The sequence below is a fragment of the Actinoplanes sp. NPDC049118 genome (assembly GCF_040648555.1).
Lineage (GTDB): Bacteria > Actinomycetota > Actinomycetes > Mycobacteriales > Micromonosporaceae > Actinoplanes.
The window spans coordinates 171,594-188,473 of the sequence record NZ_JBEZDY010000017.1; the positions used below are offsets into that span (position 1 = coordinate 171,594).

At 69.9% G+C, this 16,880-nt stretch carries 16 protein-coding genes; 1 reads left to right on the forward strand and 15 read right to left on the reverse strand.

The annotated features are described in order from the left end of the window. Positions 1 to 22: 22 nt before the first annotated feature. Positions 23 to 373: a barstar family protein gene (locus tag AB0B58_RS26700; RefSeq protein ID WP_360228963.1), complete on the forward strand. Its 351-nt coding sequence runs from the start codon at positions 23 to 25 to the stop codon at positions 371 to 373. A 50-nt stretch (positions 374 to 423) separates the two neighbouring features. Here AB0B58_RS26700 and AB0B58_RS26705 read toward each other — a convergent pair whose 3' ends face one another. The 15 genes from AB0B58_RS26705 to AB0B58_RS26775 form a co-directional block, all read right to left on the reverse strand. Continuing rightward, the gene (locus AB0B58_RS26705) at positions 424 to 885 is read right to left on the reverse strand and encodes a hypothetical protein (protein WP_360228966.1); all 462 of its coding nucleotides are present in this window, start codon (positions 883 to 885) and stop codon (positions 424 to 426) included. Between the two features lie 93 nt (positions 886 to 978). After that, positions 979 to 1,677 carry a DUF981 family protein gene (locus AB0B58_RS26710; RefSeq protein ID WP_360228969.1) on the reverse strand — a complete coding sequence of 233 codons (699 nt, stop codon included), beginning with the start codon at positions 1,675 to 1,677 and terminating at the stop codon, positions 979 to 981. Between the two features lie 14 nt (positions 1,678 to 1,691). After that, on the reverse strand, positions 1,692 to 2,183 hold the full coding sequence (locus AB0B58_RS26715; protein ID WP_360228972.1) for a MarR family transcriptional regulator: 492 nt from the start codon (positions 2,181 to 2,183) through the stop codon (positions 1,692 to 1,694). A gap of 666 nt (positions 2,184 to 2,849) precedes the next feature. Beyond that, complete coding sequence (gene ltrA, locus AB0B58_RS26720) at positions 2,850 to 4,307, reverse strand: group II intron reverse transcriptase/maturase (protein WP_360228975.1); 1,458 nt, start codon at positions 4,305 to 4,307, stop codon at positions 2,850 to 2,852. A gap of 490 nt (positions 4,308 to 4,797) precedes the next feature. Next, the gene (locus AB0B58_RS26725; protein ID WP_360228978.1) at positions 4,798 to 5,883 is read right to left on the reverse strand and encodes a M23 family metallopeptidase; all 1,086 of its coding nucleotides are present in this window, start codon (positions 5,881 to 5,883) and stop codon (positions 4,798 to 4,800) included. Continuing rightward, on the reverse strand, positions 5,880 to 6,359 hold the full coding sequence (locus tag AB0B58_RS26730; protein ID WP_360228981.1) for a hypothetical protein: 480 nt from the start codon (positions 6,357 to 6,359) through the stop codon (positions 5,880 to 5,882). The genes AB0B58_RS26725 and AB0B58_RS26730 overlap by 4 nt, the downstream gene beginning before the upstream one ends. Next, complete coding sequence (locus AB0B58_RS26735; protein WP_360228984.1) at positions 6,356 to 6,607, reverse strand: hypothetical protein; 252 nt, start codon at positions 6,605 to 6,607, stop codon at positions 6,356 to 6,358. The genes AB0B58_RS26730 and AB0B58_RS26735 overlap by 4 nt, the downstream gene beginning before the upstream one ends. Continuing rightward, the gene (locus AB0B58_RS26740; protein WP_360228987.1) at positions 6,607 to 6,918 is read right to left on the reverse strand and encodes a hypothetical protein; all 312 of its coding nucleotides are present in this window, start codon (positions 6,916 to 6,918) and stop codon (positions 6,607 to 6,609) included. The genes AB0B58_RS26735 and AB0B58_RS26740 overlap by 1 nt, the downstream gene beginning before the upstream one ends. After that, positions 6,915 to 7,541 carry a hypothetical protein gene (locus tag AB0B58_RS26745; protein ID WP_360228990.1) on the reverse strand — a complete coding sequence of 209 codons (627 nt, stop codon included), beginning with the start codon at positions 7,539 to 7,541 and terminating at the stop codon, positions 6,915 to 6,917. Before AB0B58_RS26745 ends, AB0B58_RS26740 begins: the two co-directional genes overlap by 4 nt. A 2-nt stretch (positions 7,542 to 7,543) precedes the next feature. After that, complete coding sequence (locus AB0B58_RS26750; RefSeq protein ID WP_360228993.1) at positions 7,544 to 9,400, reverse strand: TraM recognition domain-containing protein; 1,857 nt, start codon at positions 9,398 to 9,400, stop codon at positions 7,544 to 7,546. Continuing rightward, positions 9,400 to 10,971 (reverse strand): hypothetical protein, encoded by a 1,572-nt coding sequence (locus AB0B58_RS26755; RefSeq protein WP_360228996.1) that lies wholly within the window; start codon positions 10,969 to 10,971, stop codon positions 9,400 to 9,402. The genes AB0B58_RS26750 and AB0B58_RS26755 overlap by 1 nt, the downstream gene beginning before the upstream one ends. Continuing rightward, the gene (locus tag AB0B58_RS26760) at positions 10,968 to 12,488 is read right to left on the reverse strand and encodes an SCO6880 family protein (RefSeq protein WP_360228999.1); all 1,521 of its coding nucleotides are present in this window, start codon (positions 12,486 to 12,488) and stop codon (positions 10,968 to 10,970) included. Before AB0B58_RS26760 ends, AB0B58_RS26755 begins: the two co-directional genes overlap by 4 nt. A 29-nt stretch (positions 12,489 to 12,517) precedes the next feature. After that, positions 12,518 to 14,638: a hypothetical protein gene (locus tag AB0B58_RS26765; RefSeq protein WP_360229001.1), complete on the reverse strand. Its 2,121-nt coding sequence runs from the start codon at positions 14,636 to 14,638 to the stop codon at positions 12,518 to 12,520. 7 nt (positions 14,639 to 14,645) lie between these two features. Then, entirely contained in the window at positions 14,646 to 15,008 is a 363-nt protein-coding gene (locus tag AB0B58_RS26770; RefSeq protein WP_360229013.1) for a hypothetical protein, read from the reverse strand. Next, on the reverse strand, positions 15,008 to 16,036 hold the full coding sequence (locus AB0B58_RS26775; protein WP_360229004.1) for a hypothetical protein: 1,029 nt from the start codon (positions 16,034 to 16,036) through the stop codon (positions 15,008 to 15,010). The genes AB0B58_RS26770 and AB0B58_RS26775 overlap by 1 nt, the downstream gene beginning before the upstream one ends. Between the last annotated feature and the right edge of the window lie 844 nt (positions 16,037 to 16,880).

The following is a 16,880-nucleotide window of genomic DNA, read 5'->3' on the forward strand; positions in this document are numbered from 1 at the left end:
AGGGCGTCCAGACGGATGTCGGGTGTTCGAGCTGGATGGTTCGCGGATGCGAGACCACGACGCACTCTTTGCGGAATTTGCATCCAAGCTCGACTTCCCCGATTACTTCGGAATGAATTGGCCAGCACTGTCCGACTGCCTGGAGGACATGCTGTGGTTTGATGAAACTACCTGCTTTCTCATCGCCATCAAGAACTGGGATGAAGTGCTCGCCGATGCGCCGGTCGACCGACCAGTCTTGGAGCGAATCCTTAACGACGTTGGTTCGAATTGGGGATCGCTCGGCTACGGCGGCGCCGGAGCGAAACGAATTCCATTCAATACTGTCGGCCTCCGAGGAGTCCTAGACCCAATTCCACGTCGCGTATTTTGATGTGGGTTGATGTTCGGCGTGGTTTGGTGACGGTGGTAGCGCCGCGCCGGTTACCGATAGCTGTAGGTGTAAGCGCCTTGTCCGAGCTGCGGCACGTCGGCGATCGGGGTCAGCTTCTGTTGGGCAGGCCGCAGGCCGTCGTAGTAGACCTGGGCCGTGCCAGTCTTGAGGGTCTGGACCTGTAGAGAGACCACGCTGCGCCCCGTTGCCGGCCCGAACAGGCGCTCGCAGGCGGCGAAGACGATTACGTCGGTGTCGGTCACTCGCGGTTTGATCAGATCGCCCGCGTCGGCGCCGAGCGCGGCGGTCAGCCGTGGCCGGTCGAGGAGATCGCAGGGCTTGGACGGTGGCTTGTAGCTCGCCGCAGCGGCGGGCGGCGAGGTCAGCGAAGGTGGTGCGCTGGCGGGCTGGCCCGGCGTGCTCGCGGTGCTCGGCGCGGTCTGAGCTTCGGGTCGTCCACCGTTGCAGGCGCTGACGCTGGCGGAGGAGTACTGCGCCGGTGAGCCCGGCAACGATGCGGCCGGTCATGCCCGTGGCAGGATGCGGCGTGGCGGTATGACCTCCCTTTGGGATCGACGTCTTCGGATTTGCTGCGGTGCGGCGGTTTACCAGCGGTAGGCGGTGCCTTCGGTGAGGTTCATGACCAGGCCGGTGTGGGTGTAGAAGTTCATCGCGGAGAACAGGACGAAGCCGATACCGCTGGCCGTCCACGCCCAGTAGAGGGTCAGCCATAGGCCTCTGCGGCTGGACTTGCCGGCGAAGGGAAACAGCAGGCAGCCGATCGCTGCCAGGCCGTACAGCACTGCGAAGAAGGTGTTCTCGATTGCCGGGTAGCGGTGCAGCAGCCCGCTGATGGGCTCCTGGTTGGGTGCTGAGCTGATGACGTTGAAGCGCAGGATGGCCAGCGTGCACCAGGTCAGCACCAGGCCGAGGACGAACACGATCACGCCGGCCGGGGCCAACGCGGCGTTCAGGCGTACGCGGTCGATCGGGGTTCCGGTCCGTCGCGAGATGCGCCAGGCGGCGCCGAGCAGCAGCACACCGAGCAGCAGCGCCGGCTCACCGAAGAGCGTGTCGATGTAGGGCTTGGCTTCGGCGAGGGGGTGCGTGACGGTCATCGTGAATCCCAAGCCGGTCAGCAGCAGGCCGAGAACGCCGAACGCGGCGGCCCACCCGCCGGGGTCGACGGGGTCGCGCACGAGGCGCAGAGGGACACGTTCGCCGCGGACGGCGGCCCAGTAGCGCGGGACGAGGATCAGCGCTGTTCCGGCGGCGGCGCCGATGAGTGTGTTGTACATGATCATGGGAGTGGTCCTGTCTAATCGCGGGCGGCACCTGCCGGTTCTGGCGCTGCGACGAGGCGTCGCAGTACGGCGAGGTCGTGGGTGCCGGTGCCCGGTGTGGTATCGAGGAGCCGGGTGAGTTCGGCGATGAGGTCGGCCCGGATTTGCTGGTTGAGGGCCCATCCGGCGGCGGTGGGCGCGAGGACAGCCCGGCGGCGGTCGCCCGGCGGTCTGCTGCGGCGTAGCAGGCCGCGTTTGATGAGAATGGTTGCGGCGCGGGTGACGGTGCCTTTGGAGACGTGGGCGATCCCGGCGAGGGCGCCGGTGTCGATGGGCCGGTGCATGACGGCGAGGTGGAGCACGTCGTAGCTGGTCCAGGTGAGGTTCGCGTCACGGAGCACGGTGTGTTCCAGGTGCCGGCGGGCGTAGTTCGCGGTATGGCACAGGGCGGTCACCCGGTCCAGGCGCCGCGGGCCGTCCCTGCGCGCGGCCGTCGACGGTGCGCCGGCGGTGAGTTCGGTGCTCATGCAGGCTCCCCGCCTGCGGTGCGGCGGGGCGGCGTCTCGCGTTGAGGTCGGGTGCGGTGGTGACGCCGGTGGTCACCGGACGGCCACCGCCGCGCCGGGCGGCCAGCCCTGGTCCTCCGCAATGCGATGGAAGGGGCTGGTGTCGTCAGCTGGCGCACGTGGCGCGCCCGCTGCGGGGTATTCGGCAGGGTGACGTGCGCCGGCGGGCGGGTAGGAGGTCGGTGGTGCTGGTACTTGCCGGCCCGAGATGCCCGCCGCCGGACGGGAAACCGACCGGCGTCGGTGGCCCAGTGGCCGATGAGACCGAGCGCACCTGGGGTGCTGCGCTGCGGGTTGATGAACTGCCCACTGTCGGGGATTTGGTGGGCCTGGTGCATGTGCGTCCTCCTTTTGGTGGTGCCGGCTCGCCTTGTCGAAGGCTTCGCGGCGGCAGGATTCGAGACGGGTTACGGCTGGCCGAGGGTCGCCCCGCGTTGAGCCATGAACGGAGCAGGTGGAACCGCGTTGGCACTGGTCAGCCGGCATCGGGTGGCGCCGCAGGTGACGCTGGTGTACGGGTCGACCAAGGGCGCGGTTTCGGCGTTTCCGCCGCCGTTTCCCTTGGCCGCCCGTCCGAACCCGGCGTGCCCGTTTCCGAGCACCGGGCTCTCCACGAGTCCCGGCTGGTCAGGGTGTTGCTGGGCGCGTGCCCCACGGCGTGGGGATCTTCGTGCCCCGGTAGCGGTAACGTTGGATCTTCACCGTGCTGGGGTCGAAGAGCCTGATGCCGTTCCATTCGGGCCACCAGTCTTGGTTGAAGTACTGGCGGCGGATGTACTTCCATCCCGGCTTCGCGTGCCGACGCCGTAGCCACACGACGACCCGTTTCCACAGGTAGTAGCGCAGGTAGGCGAAGGTGACGCTGGCCGAGGAGTGCCGGAAGTACAGGGTCCAGCCCCGCACGATGGTGCCGAGATGCTTGAGGATCTCGTCGAGCGGGCGGTCCAGGGTCTGTGTCTGTGTGACCGCCTTGATCTTCGCCTTGACCGACGTCAGGGTGTTGCGCGCCGGGTAGGTGTAGATGAAGTAGCGGTCGCTTCCCCTCTGCCGGTCCCGCCGGATGCGGAACCCGAGGAAGTCGAAGCCCTCGTTGATGCCCACGACTCTCGTCTTCTCGGGTGCCAAACGCAGCCCGAGCGGCGCGATGATCGCGGCCACCTCATCCCACAGGCGCATCGCCTGCTCGCGCGTGCCGGACACCATGACGACGAAGTCATCGGCGTAACGCACCAGGCGATACGTCGCGCCTCCGCGTCGGCGGTGATCCTTGCGCGCGGTGGGATTGCGGTGGCGCTGCCACAGCTCGGCGAAGTGCTCGTCGAGCGCGGACAGGGCGATGTTGGCCAGTAGCGGCGACAGGATGCCGCCCTGGGGAGTACCGGCGTGAGAGCCACGGACGTGCCCGAGAGCATTGAGCACGCCCGCCTTGAGGAACGCCTTGACCAGCGTCAGGACACGCCTGTCAGCGATGCGTCGACGCACCCGGTCCATCAGGGCCGCATGGTCGATCTCGTCGAAGCAGGCCGCGATGTCACCCTCGAACACCCACTCATAGGAGCGGGCAGCGAGATAACGGATCTCTTCGATCGCGTCCTGACAGCGGCGTTCCGGGCGGAAACCGTAGCTACACGGTAGGAAATCCGCCTCAAAGATCGGCTCCAACACCAGCTTCAAGGACGCCTGCACGACGCGGTCTGCGATCGTGGGGATCCCCAGCTTGCGCAGCTTGCCGCTCGCTTTCGGGATCATCCGCTGCCGCACCGGGACCGGAACGAAGGTCCGCGCCTTGACCTGCGCACGTACCTGTTCCAGGAAACCGACCACGCCGGCCGCGGACGCCTCGATGGAATGGGCTGTCTGCCAATCCACCCCGGCGGTCCGCGAACCCTTGTTCTCCCGAACCCGTGTCCAGGCCATCACCAGGAACGCCGGGTCCGCCACGAGGTTGAACAGATCATCGAACCGGCGGCCAGCATCGACCACCGACCATCGGTGCAGTTTGGTTTGCATCTCCAGTACCCGCCGCTCGGCCACCAAGGGCCGCGCGAGCAGATCGCCGATATTCACCGGCGAGTCTTCCGGCATTGCAATCTCCTTCGCTGCTCGACTCGCTGCCGCCCTTCGCCATGTGATCGGCTTTCCCGACCTCGGACTACTACGGCGGCTCCGCCCCGCTGCGACCCCCTCGGCCGACGGTGGGCCTTGCCTTCACGCCGATGGCGACGACGCGGGAGGCGAGACCGCAGCGGTTCCCGTGTTCACTGACAACCGAATGCGACGGGTGAGGCACCCAGCTCCGCCCCGGAGGACGTTGCCGACCACGCGCAGCTCAGCCGACAACCCAGACCAGCCCAAAGGCCGGTCGGACACCGCCCAAATCCACGTAGGACGGTGTGTTCCTCTCTCCTGCCCATATCCGCCAGGTTCGGGGCAGGTTCTTCGCTTACGGGGTCTCACCGCTGGTTCCTGCTCGTATGCCGTCCCGTCTCGCTAGCCGGACCCGGCCTGTCTGGCAGTGCCAGACCGTCCCGACGTTGTCGGGGCTGCTCCCACCCAACCCGGACACCTCTCCGGATCAGGCTGCCCCCAGCTTCACCCCCCTCTGCGCGAGGAAGGCAACAGGATCTACAGGTTCGTAGACCTCCTCTCGGTTGTGCAGCGCCTCACGGCGCACGTGGACCTCGAAGTGCAGGTGCGGCCCCGATGAGTGACCGCTGGTACCGACCAGGCCGATCGGCTGGCCGGCGTTGACGTGCTGGCCGTAGGCGACGTCGGGTTTGCGGACCATGTGGCAGTAGCGGGTGGCGACCCCGCCGGCGTGCAGGATCTCCACGAAGTAGCCACAGCCGCCCGTGCTGGGACTTCCGTCGATGTCGCAGTTACCGGTGTCGTCGTCGCAATCAGCCCAGACGACCTTGCCGGCGGAGGCGGCGCGGATGACGGTGTACCGCTTCGCGCCGAGGTCGACGCCCTGGTGCTTGGGCCGTGACGGCCTCCGGAACCCGGAGACGATGCCGGCACGGACCGGCTGGGTCCAGCCGCCGGACGAGATGACCGTCGGGGTGTCGGTGCCGCAGTCGGCGAGGCTTGCCCCAGGCAGGTCGCTGATTGATGCCTTGCCGGTCACTGCCGCGACGACCTTCTCGGCGTCGTTCTCAAACTCCGCGTACCGATCGGGGTAAGCGGAACGCTGCACCCTTTGCGCGGCGACGGTCAACGGCAGGGTCTCCCAGCCACGTACGCGCATCAGGGCGGCGTAAAACTTTCGGGAGGTGTAGAAGGGGTCGATGAGCTGGGCCGGGGTTCCCCAGCCCTGCGACGGGCGTTGCTGGAACAGGCCGACGGAGTCGTGGTCAGTGACCTTGCTGGTGTTGATCAGCCGGGATTCGGTCATGGCGGTCGCCACCGCGATCACCCAACCCCGGGCGGGGACGTGGGTGCGCTGGCCGACGGCGACGATGACCGCCGCGTTGTCCACTTGCGTGGACTTCCACTGCCCGACCGCCCCGGCGTGCTCACTGATGCGGGCTTGCCCACCGCCGGCCGGGTCGGCGGTACAGGCTGCGGATGCTAAGTTGTCGTCCAGGATCGCGGCCAAGGGCAGGCTGCAGGCGAAGAGCACGCCGATGATGGCGACGGCGATCCACGGCCAGCGGTTCATGCTGCCGGAGCCGGTTCGGCGTCGCTGACCAGCCACCGCCCGGCGGTGTTGACGACAGTGACCCGGATGAGCCCCGCGTCGGTGGGGACGTCGGCGACGAGCACGGACGTGGTCGACGACACCGGAAGCAGAGGGCCGGTCACGTCGTGGGCGGGCACGTGGGCCGGGTCGGTGTCAGCCAATAGCTGCGCGTAGGCCGGAGTCACCCAGGTCCGGACGCCGGCGTACCAGACGTCGCGGGCAAGGCTGGGCCTGGCCCACAACCGGATGTAGGTCTGCACGGCAAGCATGGCGGCGGCGGCAGGCGGAGCGGTGGCGGCGGCCCCAATGTCCTCGTTGCCGCTGTCTACCTCCGACGGCCCGGCCGTGATAGTGATCGGCTCAGTGGGGCCGGAGCCGGGATGCGCGGCCACGCTGCAGCCCGCGGCGGCGAGCGCTGCCCCGGCGAGCAGCGCCAGCAGGTGGGCGCGGCTCATCGCGAGCCTTCGTCCTGCTCGGGCCAGCCACCGAGGGCGGAGTTGGCGGTGGCGGCCATGATGCGCAGCCGGGTGTGGAGGTCGGTGAGCGCTGCCCGGCACTGGGGCGGGGTCAGCGCGGTGTGGGCTTCGAGCAGGGCGGTGTTGACGGCGGCGCTGTGCAAATCGAGTTCCGGCAGGACGTCGAGGTAGCGCAGGACGTCCGTAGTGAGCGGCCCGGCGGGCGGCTCGTGGATGAGGGCGGCCATCAGGCGTCCAGGCCGGGTTCGTCGTAGGGGTCGATGTCGTAGTCGCCGTCGACGCGTCCGTCGGTTTCGGCGTCGAGGCGGACGCGTTCCTCGTCGGCGTACTCGGCGGCCCGGTCGTCGACTTCGGCTTGGCGCTCGGCGTCGGTGTAAGGGTCGGTCATGATGTCGTCCTCCTCGGGCTCCTGTTGCTCGTCGGCTTCGGGGTCGGTGATGCGCTGATAGAGGTCGTCGATGTCGCCGTACTGCGCGCGCAGGGTGGTGACCAGGCGGTCCCAGTCGGTGGCGGAGGTGACCTCGGCGGGCATGGTCATGTGCTCTGCGCCTCCTCGGCTGCGGGTTTGTCGACGGCGGCCGCGGCTGCGGGCCGGGTGCTCAGGTCGGTGTTGGCGGCGTGGATGGCGTCGTCGCGCCAGCCAGCGGGCCAGTCGAGGTCGAGGTGCCGGTCGGTGTGGGTGCCGTTGCGGCAGCGGGTGTAGTCGTCCCAGTCGCGCAACCGGGCACGGGCGCGGGCGAACCGTTCGTGCCACAGCAGCGGCCCGTCCGCCGCCGCGGTGTCGTCGTAGACGGTGTGCCAGGCGACGGCGAGGCTGGTCAGTTCTTCGATCAGCGGCGGGTGCCGGTACCAGCAGGCGGGGATTTCCTCGGCGAGCTGGTAGCGGGTGACGGCCCAGTCGACCCAGTCGATCAGCCACGCCCAGACCTGTGCGGCGGCATCGCGGTCGAGCTCGCGCCAGCGCAGCGGCCACGGCAAGCTCCCGGGTGCTTTCCGCGTGGCGGTGTTCTGCGTCCGGGCGACGGTGTCGGCGAGGGCGAGGTGCTGCTGGTGAAAGGTGTCGACAGCATCAGCCAGTCGTGTCAGGGAGGCGCCGAGCTGTGCCACGGCGGCCATTTCCGGGGGCGGGTTCTCGGGTAGTTGGAAGTCGAAGGCGTCCATGCTCAGGCTCCGTCGGCGAGGCGTTTGCGGAAGGCGTCGCGTCCGGCGGTCAGTGCGCCGGCGTCGGGGCGCTGCCACCAGGCGGGCACCGTGAGTTCGACCGGGGGCAGGTTGCCGACCAGTGCGAGGGCACGGCCTTCGGGCAGGGTGCGCAGGTCGGCCAGGTCCAGGAGGTTCTCCCGGCGGGTGTTTTCGCTGACCGAGGCGCGGCCGCCGCCCCAGGAGTGGCTGGAGGTGGTGTCGCTGACCTGCCCGGCGAGGGCTTGGGCGTCGCGCAGGCCGGTGACGTCGCTGCTGCCGCCGATGAGCAGGCGGGCGCTGGCGGAGTCGGCGATGGCCCGGCCGCCCTTGTCGCCCCAGCGTTCACGCAGCTGGTGCAGGTTCTGCGCGAACACCGACACGGCGATCCCGGAGCCGCCGCCCTCGTTCATCAAGCTGGGCAGCGACGGCAGCGGTGCAATGTTGGTGATCTCGTCGCCGATGAAATACAACGTCGGTTCGATCCGCCCGCCGGGCGCGGTCAGGGCGAGGCGTTTGGCCTGGTAGAGGATGTCCTCACTCAACGCGGCGAGCAGCGGAGCGATCAGGGCTTGGGCGTCGCGGGTGCCGACGAGGTAGATGGTGCCGGACTCGCGCAGCCAGTCGACCGGTTTGAACTGGGTGCCGCGCGGCGGCGAGCAGGCGGTCAGGACGCGGGGGTCGTTGAACGCGTCGAGGGCGCCTGCGACGACGGTTTGGATGGTGTCGCGGGCCCGGCCGGTGGTTTCGCGGTGCCGGGTGAGCCGGTCTGCCCACGAGTCGACGCCGTGCGCGCGGAGGATCCGCTCCGGCCGCGAGTTCGCCGGGTTCTGCGACCAGGCGAGGATCTCCAGCATGGTGGCGTGCTCGTCGAGGGCAGCGGCATGCAACAGTCCGCGCAGGATGGTGGCAGCCTGGTCGCGGAACCATTTGCCGTTCTCCACGCTCTCGTCGCCGATGCCGGAGCCGGCGGCGAACCCATTCGCGCGCAGCATCGCGACGATCTGATCGTCGGCGCCTTCGATCGGCGACCACGCCATCCGCGGGACACCGCGGATCTCACCCTGCGGCTCGAAGATGAAGGTGGGGCCGATCGCGGCCCGCCGGTCGTAGGTGACTTCCGCGACGTCCAGGCGCGTGGAGGTGGTGAGGACCGCGCCGCGCGCGTCCGCGACCGCCGGGATGACGTACCGCGTCGTTTTGTTCCCGAAGCGCGGCACGGCCGCGGCGAGCAGCGTGTATTCGTTGGCCAGGTACAGCGGCCGGCCGGTGGCGGCGTCGTTGCCGAGGAACCGGGCCATCTCGAGGGGGTCGCTGCGGCGCCGGGTTTTCGCAGCCCGGGTGAGTTCGTCGTCCGAGTCGGTGATCGTGAGTCCGGGGCGGACGACGTCGACGCGGGCGCGGACCGCGTCGGCCGACAGTGCGCGTTGAAGGTCTGCGTGGGTCGCGAAGCCCTTGCGGCGCAGCCGGGTCCGGGCCACATACAGGACGGGGAAACCGATCGCGGCGAGCGTGGCGGTGAACAGCAGCGCCCACAGGAGGTACACCACCCATGCCGGCCCGACGGCGGCACGCCCCGGAGCGGGCCAGGCAGCGGCGAGGTCGCCGAGGTGCCCGGCGAGGCGCATCGCGATGCCCGGTGCCTGCCGCAGGCTGGTGGTCGGCCAGCCGTGGCCGGTCAGGACCGCGGACAGCTGCCCGGCGAGCCACAGCGACACCGTCGCGGTGCTGGTGCAGACAGCGAGGAGGCCGAGCAGGGTCAGGCGGACGAGGATGTCGGCGCGGGGCAGGCCTTGCCGGGGCGGGCGGTGCCCCGGTGAGGACAGCGGTGGGCGGGCCATCACACGGCCGCCGAGTCGGTGACGGCGTCGACGCGCGCGTCGTAGTCGGCGCCGCCGACCTGCGCCGCTGGGTCGTCGGGGGTTTCCATGCGGCTGTCGGTGTGCACCATCGCCGTCTCCGCCCGCGACAGCTGGTGTTTGACGACGAACGAGCGGGTGCCGATCTTCCACAGGCCGACGCCTTGGCGCAGGTAGCGCAGCAGGTCGGTCTCCACGTCCGAGCTGCCGAGGAATTCGCGGGCCTGTTCGAGGCTGCCGGTGGCCTGGCGGTAGGAGACCCGCACGCCGGAGTCCTCGATCAGACCGCGGGCGATGCGGACCTGTTCGGAGTCCGCCGACCCGGATGCCGCAAGATCACTGAACCTGTGAAATGCGAGGACGTTGGCGATCCCGAGCGCGCGGGCGAGTTTGAGTTGTTCGCGCATGCGGCGGATCAGCGGCAGGTGCCGGGCGATGAGCGCGAACTCGTCGTAGAAGCACACCCGGGGTGGGGCGTCCGGCGCTGATAGTTCGGTTTCCAGCCAGCTTTGGGCGCAGGTCATCGCCATCGCGGTCATCTGATCGCTGGCGCGGATGGTGCGCAGGTCCAGGATCGCGCCGGGCTGGCTGAAGTCGAGCCGGGCGTTCGAGGAGACCGGCCCGTCGAACACCCCACCGAGCGCACCGGAGATCAGCCTCTCCAAGGCGAGGCGAACCCGGCGAGAGTCGGCGGTGAACACGTCGAGGGGGTAAGCGAGCTGGTCGAGGCGGTGCTGCCACAGCGCCGGGTTGCCCGTCGCCGCGAGCACAGCGCTGAGGGTGGGGGTGGCCATCCGGGCTGGGCTGGCGTCGTGTTCGCGGGTGACCGCGTCGACGGCGTACTCCAGCAGCGACCGTTCGGCCTCCTGCAACGGCCCGCCGAGCTGGATCTCGAGGAGCCCTTCGAGCAGCAGCAGCCGGCGCGAGCGTTGTAGCTGGCGCCACTGCTCCTCGGTCTGCTGCGGGTGCCGTCGGATGCCGGCGAGGGGGTTCATGATGACGCCGAGGCCGGGCCCGATCCGTACCGGTGTGATCCCGGCGAGGGCGGCCAGTTGCTCGTATTCGCCTTTGTAGTCGGTGCCGTAGAATCGGGTGCCGAACGGGATTCCCCGGAACGCCAGCGTCTTGAGTAGCGAGGACTTGGCGCTGCCGATCTCGCCGGTCACGACCATGTTCGGGGCGGTGATGACCTTCGCCCGGTACAGCTCGTGCAGCGAGAAGGTGAACGCCGACCGCGAGTAAACCTCCAGGCCGATCAACGGGCCGTCGACGGGCAGGCCGGGGTCGGCGACGAACGGGTACACGCTGCACAGCTGGGCCGAGGTGGTGACCAAGGGTGGCAGCTGCAGCTGCCAGAACACCCGGCCGGCGGCCTTGCCGTAGGCACCCCGTGCGCCCGCGGCGACCGGGCCGAGCAGTCGGTCGGTCTGCCGTGCCAGGGCGCGCTGTTCGTGCAGGAGCACGGCCTGCGCCTTCGTGAGGTCGCGGGTGGCGGCCTGCTGGCTGATCCGGTCGGCGAGGGAGCCTTCGCGGCGCAGGACCCGGCGGGTCATGCGGACCACCCCCGGGCCGGCTTGAGCCCGCGCGCCAGCGGCAGCGCGCCGGCGGCGAAGGCCTGGTCCTGCTCGCCGGCGAGGCTGATCGCTTCGCAGCCGGCCCGCGACAGGATGCGTTTGACCGCCCGGACGTCGCGGTCCAGGTCGGGAAGGGTTCGGGCGGTGACGGTGACCAGCAGCGCGTACCGGTAGCGGACATGTCCGGCCGCCTGCTCGCGGTCGATCTGCTCGATCGCGCGGGCCTCGTCCTCCTCCCGCGCGGTGCGCACGAGGCGCAGTTTGCGTTTGGTGACCTCGTCACCGGCCTTGGAGACCTTGTCGCGGCGGGTCGCCAGCTGTGCCAGCGCGGCGGGCACGGGCTGGGCGACGAGGGTGACGGCGCGGCGGGAGGTGCTGCGCATGTAGAGCGGTGTCAGCCAGGTCGCGGCGACCATCTGCCGCGGCATCTGCGCCACCCACAACGTGCGCGACAGCCCTGAGTCGTGCTGGTAGGTGTTCCAGCCCAGTGTCCGGGCGGCGACCGGACCGGCCAGCCGCGGCTGCACGCCCGCCCCGACCGGCCCATCGTCGTCGGTGGCGGTGGTGCCGGCGCGAAGGTCGACGATCTCCTGGTCGTCGGGGTCGTACTGGGTGCGGATCACCGCCGCATACGCGCGGGGCGACAGCCAATCGCCGGTGGTCACGCCGGCCTCGTTCACGGCGGCTTCGATACCGGTCAGCCGGTCGAGGACGACGGCGGCGATGGCCGCGTCGGTGCCTCCGGCCTGCGCGATCTCGCCGGACAGGCGGGCGATGTCGAACACCACGGACAGGTAGATTTCGTGGCGCTGCGCCGCCGGCGCCGCCGCGGCGGTCAGCTGCGCCAGGGACCGGTATGCCGCGGTGCTGGTGTCGACGGCCCGGTTCACCAGAAACCGTTGCGCGGCGTTGCCCGTGTCGGGCACCGCCCTCGAGGTCACCGACCAGCGCACCAGGCCGGCATCGGCGTACTCGCTGCCCAGGATGTTCAGCAGCTGCGCCCAATCCGTCAGCCGCTGCCCTTGTACGTCGCGGTCGGCCAGGATCAGGTTGGCGCCGTAGCAGGCCAGCGCCGCCGTCACCGTCTTCTCCCGGCGGTGGTGCAGGAGCCCGATCTGGGTGGTGCCGTCCGCGGCGGTCGCGGGCAGCCACACGTAGGCGGCGGCCGGGCCGGGCAGATCCATCCACTGCTCGACCGCGTTGGGGGCGTACGGGCCACCGCGGTACTCGCTCTGCCCGCTGCGACGCTGCAACAGGGCGCCGGCGACGACCGGCGCCCATTCGGTCACCCGCCGACCTTTGACCCGCAGCAGGCCGAGCGTCACCAGCAGCGCACATCCCGCCGCCGCGCCGATCGCCGCCGCGCGGTGCCCGGCGACGAGCAGGTTCAGGGCGAGCACGGCGGCGATGACCCCGGCCATGACGAGGGCGATCTGGGACCAGGCGAACCCGAGCACGGCGCCGCGGGTCGAGCGTGGCGGGAACTGGAATTTCATCGAGGTCTCTCCCCCGGTTGCAGGTCTGGTTAGAGCGGCACGATCGGCACGTCCGCGGCGGCCGCGGCAGCGCCGTCGCTGCCGCCCGAGCCCGCCGCTCCCCCGCGCGGCGAGCCCTGGCCGGCTGGCTCGGACGGCGTGGACGTGTCGCCGGGGTCGCCCGCGTCGCCGGGTATCGCCGCTGCGGCGTCGCCAGGAGAAGCTGCTGCGCCGCCGGCATCACCGGCCGGGCTGCCGACGAGGTCGGTCATGGCGCCGCCGGTCGGGTCGGCCGTCTGCGCCCCGGCCGGGGTGAGCGGCAATGAGCCGTGGTCGCCGGTCGTATCCCCTGGAGCGGTCAGTTGCCCGGAGCTGATGTCGTGTTCCGCGCTGGTCGCGCCGGCGCCGATACCGTCGGCCTCCTGCGCGTTCGGATCGTCGCCCGCACCGTTTTGCCCTTGCTGCGCGGCACCGGGATCGTCGGCGGACTCACCGACCTTGCCGCCGTCGCCGCCGGTCGCGGCGGCATCCGCCGCCTGCCGGCCCTCGCCGTCACCGATACCGGCGGCCTCGCCCCCGGGGATGGTCGGCATGCCGGCGGTGTTCTCGTCCATCACTCCAGCAGCACCTGACGCCGGGCTGCTGCCGGGCCCACCGGCGTCGGCGGCGCCGGTACGGAATCCGTCGGCAAGGTCGGCGCCGATCTGCAACGGCCCGCCGGTCGCCGACAGGATGCCGTGGGCGTTGACGTCGGACAGGTAGCCGTCCCACATCGTCGTCAGCCGCAGCAGGATCCACGGCGCGACGACCATCAGCCAGATCAGCAACACCGCCCGCAGGGCGTTCATCACGCTGTCCGACTCGTACGCCGACCGCGACCCGTAAATCCACAACTGGGCGATGAAGAACTTACTGCTGCCCAGGGCATTGACGGTCCAGAACCAGCGACGGCCCCAGTGCCGGGTCTCCGGCATCACCTGCCCGGTCATCGCCATCGCCCCGAACAGCGCGGCACCGGTGGCCAGCAGCCCGCGAAACAGCATGATGACGAACAACAGCAGCAGCCCGATCGTGGCCAGCAGCGACAGCAGCAACGCGATGAACAACGTTCCGGCACCTGCGGTGAGCTCAGTGAAGCCGGTGACCAGCCGCGACGGGTCGTACGGGGCGCGCGCGTTCGCCTCGATGACCGCGTTGGTGGCCTGGTCCCAGGCCGCGACGATCGTGAAGGCGATGCCCCCGGCGAAAGTTATGCCCAGCACCGCCCGGACCAGGCCGCCGAGCGTCGCCAACGGCCCCGGGCCGGCCGTGGTCCGCAGCCCGTTGATGATCGTGGAGACGATGAAGAACACGAAGATCAGCACCACGAGGACACCGGCGAGGGAGTTGTACGTGTCGTAGAACGCCTGGTCCGGCGAAGAGATCGTCGTTTCCTTGAAGACCCAGATGGCCAGCTTGGACAGCAGGAAGATGGTGCCCTGCACCACGACGTCGACCAGGCCCTGGATACCGGAACTGATGCCGGCGCTCAGCGCGTCTTGCGCGCGGCGCTGGACCTTGCAGCTGACGTCTGTCTCCGCGCAGTCCGGCCGCTTCGGGTTCGGGTCGTACATCTGCGCCGACCACACCTTCACCTGCTGCTGGCAGGTGGCGTATTTGCTGTCCCACAGCGGCTGCTGGTGCGAGTTCGGGTTGTAGCCGGCCGGCCACAGCGCAGCACAGTTGATCAGCCCGGATGGGCCGCTGCCGGTGCTGGGGCCGTCCATCAACACCGATGCGGTCCCATCGGGCGGCGTGGGGTCCAGGATGATCGAGGCGGCGGCGCAGGACTTCTTGTCGGCAGCGCTAATCGCCTTGCTGCACTGGGTCACCCAGTGTGAGCGGCCCTCGGGCGCCGGGGTGTCGACGTGCACGGCCCAGGGCATGCACCACGCCACCGAGCCCGGAGCCTTCGTCGCGCAGGCGGCATCGGCGACCGGGCTCGACGGTGTCGGGCTCGGATCCGGCGCCGCATAGGCGGGCACCACGCCGGCGAGCAGCCCGGTCAGCACGAGCAGCAGGAGCAGCAGGCCCCGCGTCAGCCCGAAACGGTTTCTCTGCCACCCCGGTCGTATCCGGGCGCGATGGCCGAGGCGCCGCGCTTCGGTGGGTGCCGTGACAGGTGTCGACATGGGCGCGTCACAACACCAGCAGGCTGGCGATGATGGCGGTTGCCGAGCCGACGATGATCGCGACCAGGCCGCCCTTCCACATCATGCTCTTGCCGCGGTCGGAGACGATGTGCGCGCCGAAGATCGGCCCGACCGCGAACGCGATCGCCCCGGCGACCAGGCCGCAGAACGCGGCCACCCCGCCGAGGAACATGACGGCGTTCATGATCGTGTAGAAGATGCCGGACTTCGGGATCGCCGACCCGTCCGGATGCACCCGGTCCCAGTCGAAACCGGACCCGCCAGACGGGGTCGGGGCCGGGGCGGCAAGAACCTGCTGCACCGCGGCGGGAAGCCGCACGGCGAGCCAGCCGGTCAGGAAGGTGAACATCACGGGCGCTCCTTGCTGCCGGCGCCGATGGGCAGGGCGACGCGGGGATCGGCGCACCGCTCGATCACCGCGTCCGCCAGCTGCACCAGCGCGGCCCGCGTCGATTTCCGCAGGCGGCGCACGTCGACCGGCTCCGGACGGCCCAGCTGGGCATCGAAGGGAATCGCGACGACCGTCGGCATCACCGTGGCGGCCTGCGCCACCACGGCGCGCACATCGCGGTCGGTCGACGGTGTGGACGCGACGACGGCCAGCACCCCGCGGTCTACGACCTGGCTGTGCCCAGCCGCTCGCAGATGGGCGAGCAGTCGCATGGTGTGGTGCAGGCTGTCGGTGGTCGCTCGGGCGACCAGCACCGGCGCGTGCGCGCCAGCCAGCGTGCGCCAGATCCCGGCAATCAGCGCGGGCATGACGTCGCACACCGTCAACGGATAGAGCCGGCGCACCGCCTCGACGACCGCGGCGGCCTCGTCATGACGTGGCGGGCGCCGCCCCTGCCCCTCGGTCTCACCGACCAGGGCGAGTAGCCCGGACGGCCCGTGCTGGGTCCATCGCTCGACCTCGCGGCGGCTGGTGAAGGTGTGCAGGTCGCGGACTGCGTCCCACGTCGTTCCCGCATTCGCGCGGCCGACCCGGTCGACGAGGCCGCCCCATGGCACGGGGTGCATGTCGACGGCGATCACGGGTTCGGGAACGGCGAGCGCCAGCACGCCGCCGAGCGCGGCGACCAGCGTGGACCGGCCCACGCCGCCATCGGCCGACGACACCGCGACCATCGCTGCTGGACACAGCGCGGCGGCGCGCAGCCACACACGCTCCGCGACATGGGCAGGACCGAACTCGTTCGGCACCGGCCGAGCACGAACGACTGCCGGTTGCCCCAGAGGGCGTCCGGCGTCGAATTCGTCGTGTGCCACCGGATTTCCCGACAGCTCTTTGCTGCTTCCCAGCGGCCGAGGAGTATTCGCGGCAACCGTCGGTGCAATGGTTTGCGCGCCCGGCTTAGCCGGGGAAGAAATGACCAGCACAATGCGTCTCCCCACTGACAGGGGTGTCGTCATGCAGGGCCGGTCACGTGCGGCTGATGGGGGCAACCGCACGTGGCCGGGCACCACACGCAGCCGGTAGATACCGACTGGTGACCGGCGAATCCGAATACCGATGGAACCGATCCGCCCGGCGCCTCGCGTCCCCCTTGGACGCATATCCGTCGGTCGCCGCTGGCCCGCATCCTTGCTGGGAATGCGATCTGGTCACGCATTCAACGATGTCGTTGCCGGCCAGGCTTTTGCAGTTGGCTGATACTGGCTCCGACTGTCCCGACCTAGCTGCGGTTAACCTGCGGGCGGCGGATTCTCATGAGGAGCAGGTGGTTCAGCGACGCGGTGCTGCCGAGCCTGTGTGGATCCGGGTCGGCCGCGCGGCGCACCGCCTCCGCCCGCTTGGCACGGCTCATCGGCGGGGTTCCTGGTGCTCGGTATGACCGAAGCCCGTTGGCATGCCGCCGCCTCGGACGCCCCCGCCGACGGTGCACCAACGTCAGCGTGGAGGGTCGACTCTGACCGTCGTCTTGGCGTGGAGTTACCGCCGCGTGTAGTAGTAGCCGGTCGAGGTGGAGTTCGGGTGGCATTCGGTCGGGAGGCCGAGTAGACGGGCGTCCTCGGCACGCAGCGCTCGTGCGGCTGTCTCGCGGGCGGACCGGTAGGCCCTTGGGTGCGGTGAATCTCCGGCCGACAGGGCAGCTGATCTGTTGCGGTGGGTGGTTAGCCAGCGCTTAAGGGCGCGTCTCATTTGGTGATCTTCTGGAGTCGGCGGTAGCTGAGCAGGGCGCAGGCGATGTCGACGAAGCCTTGGAAGTGTTCGGCTTTGCGG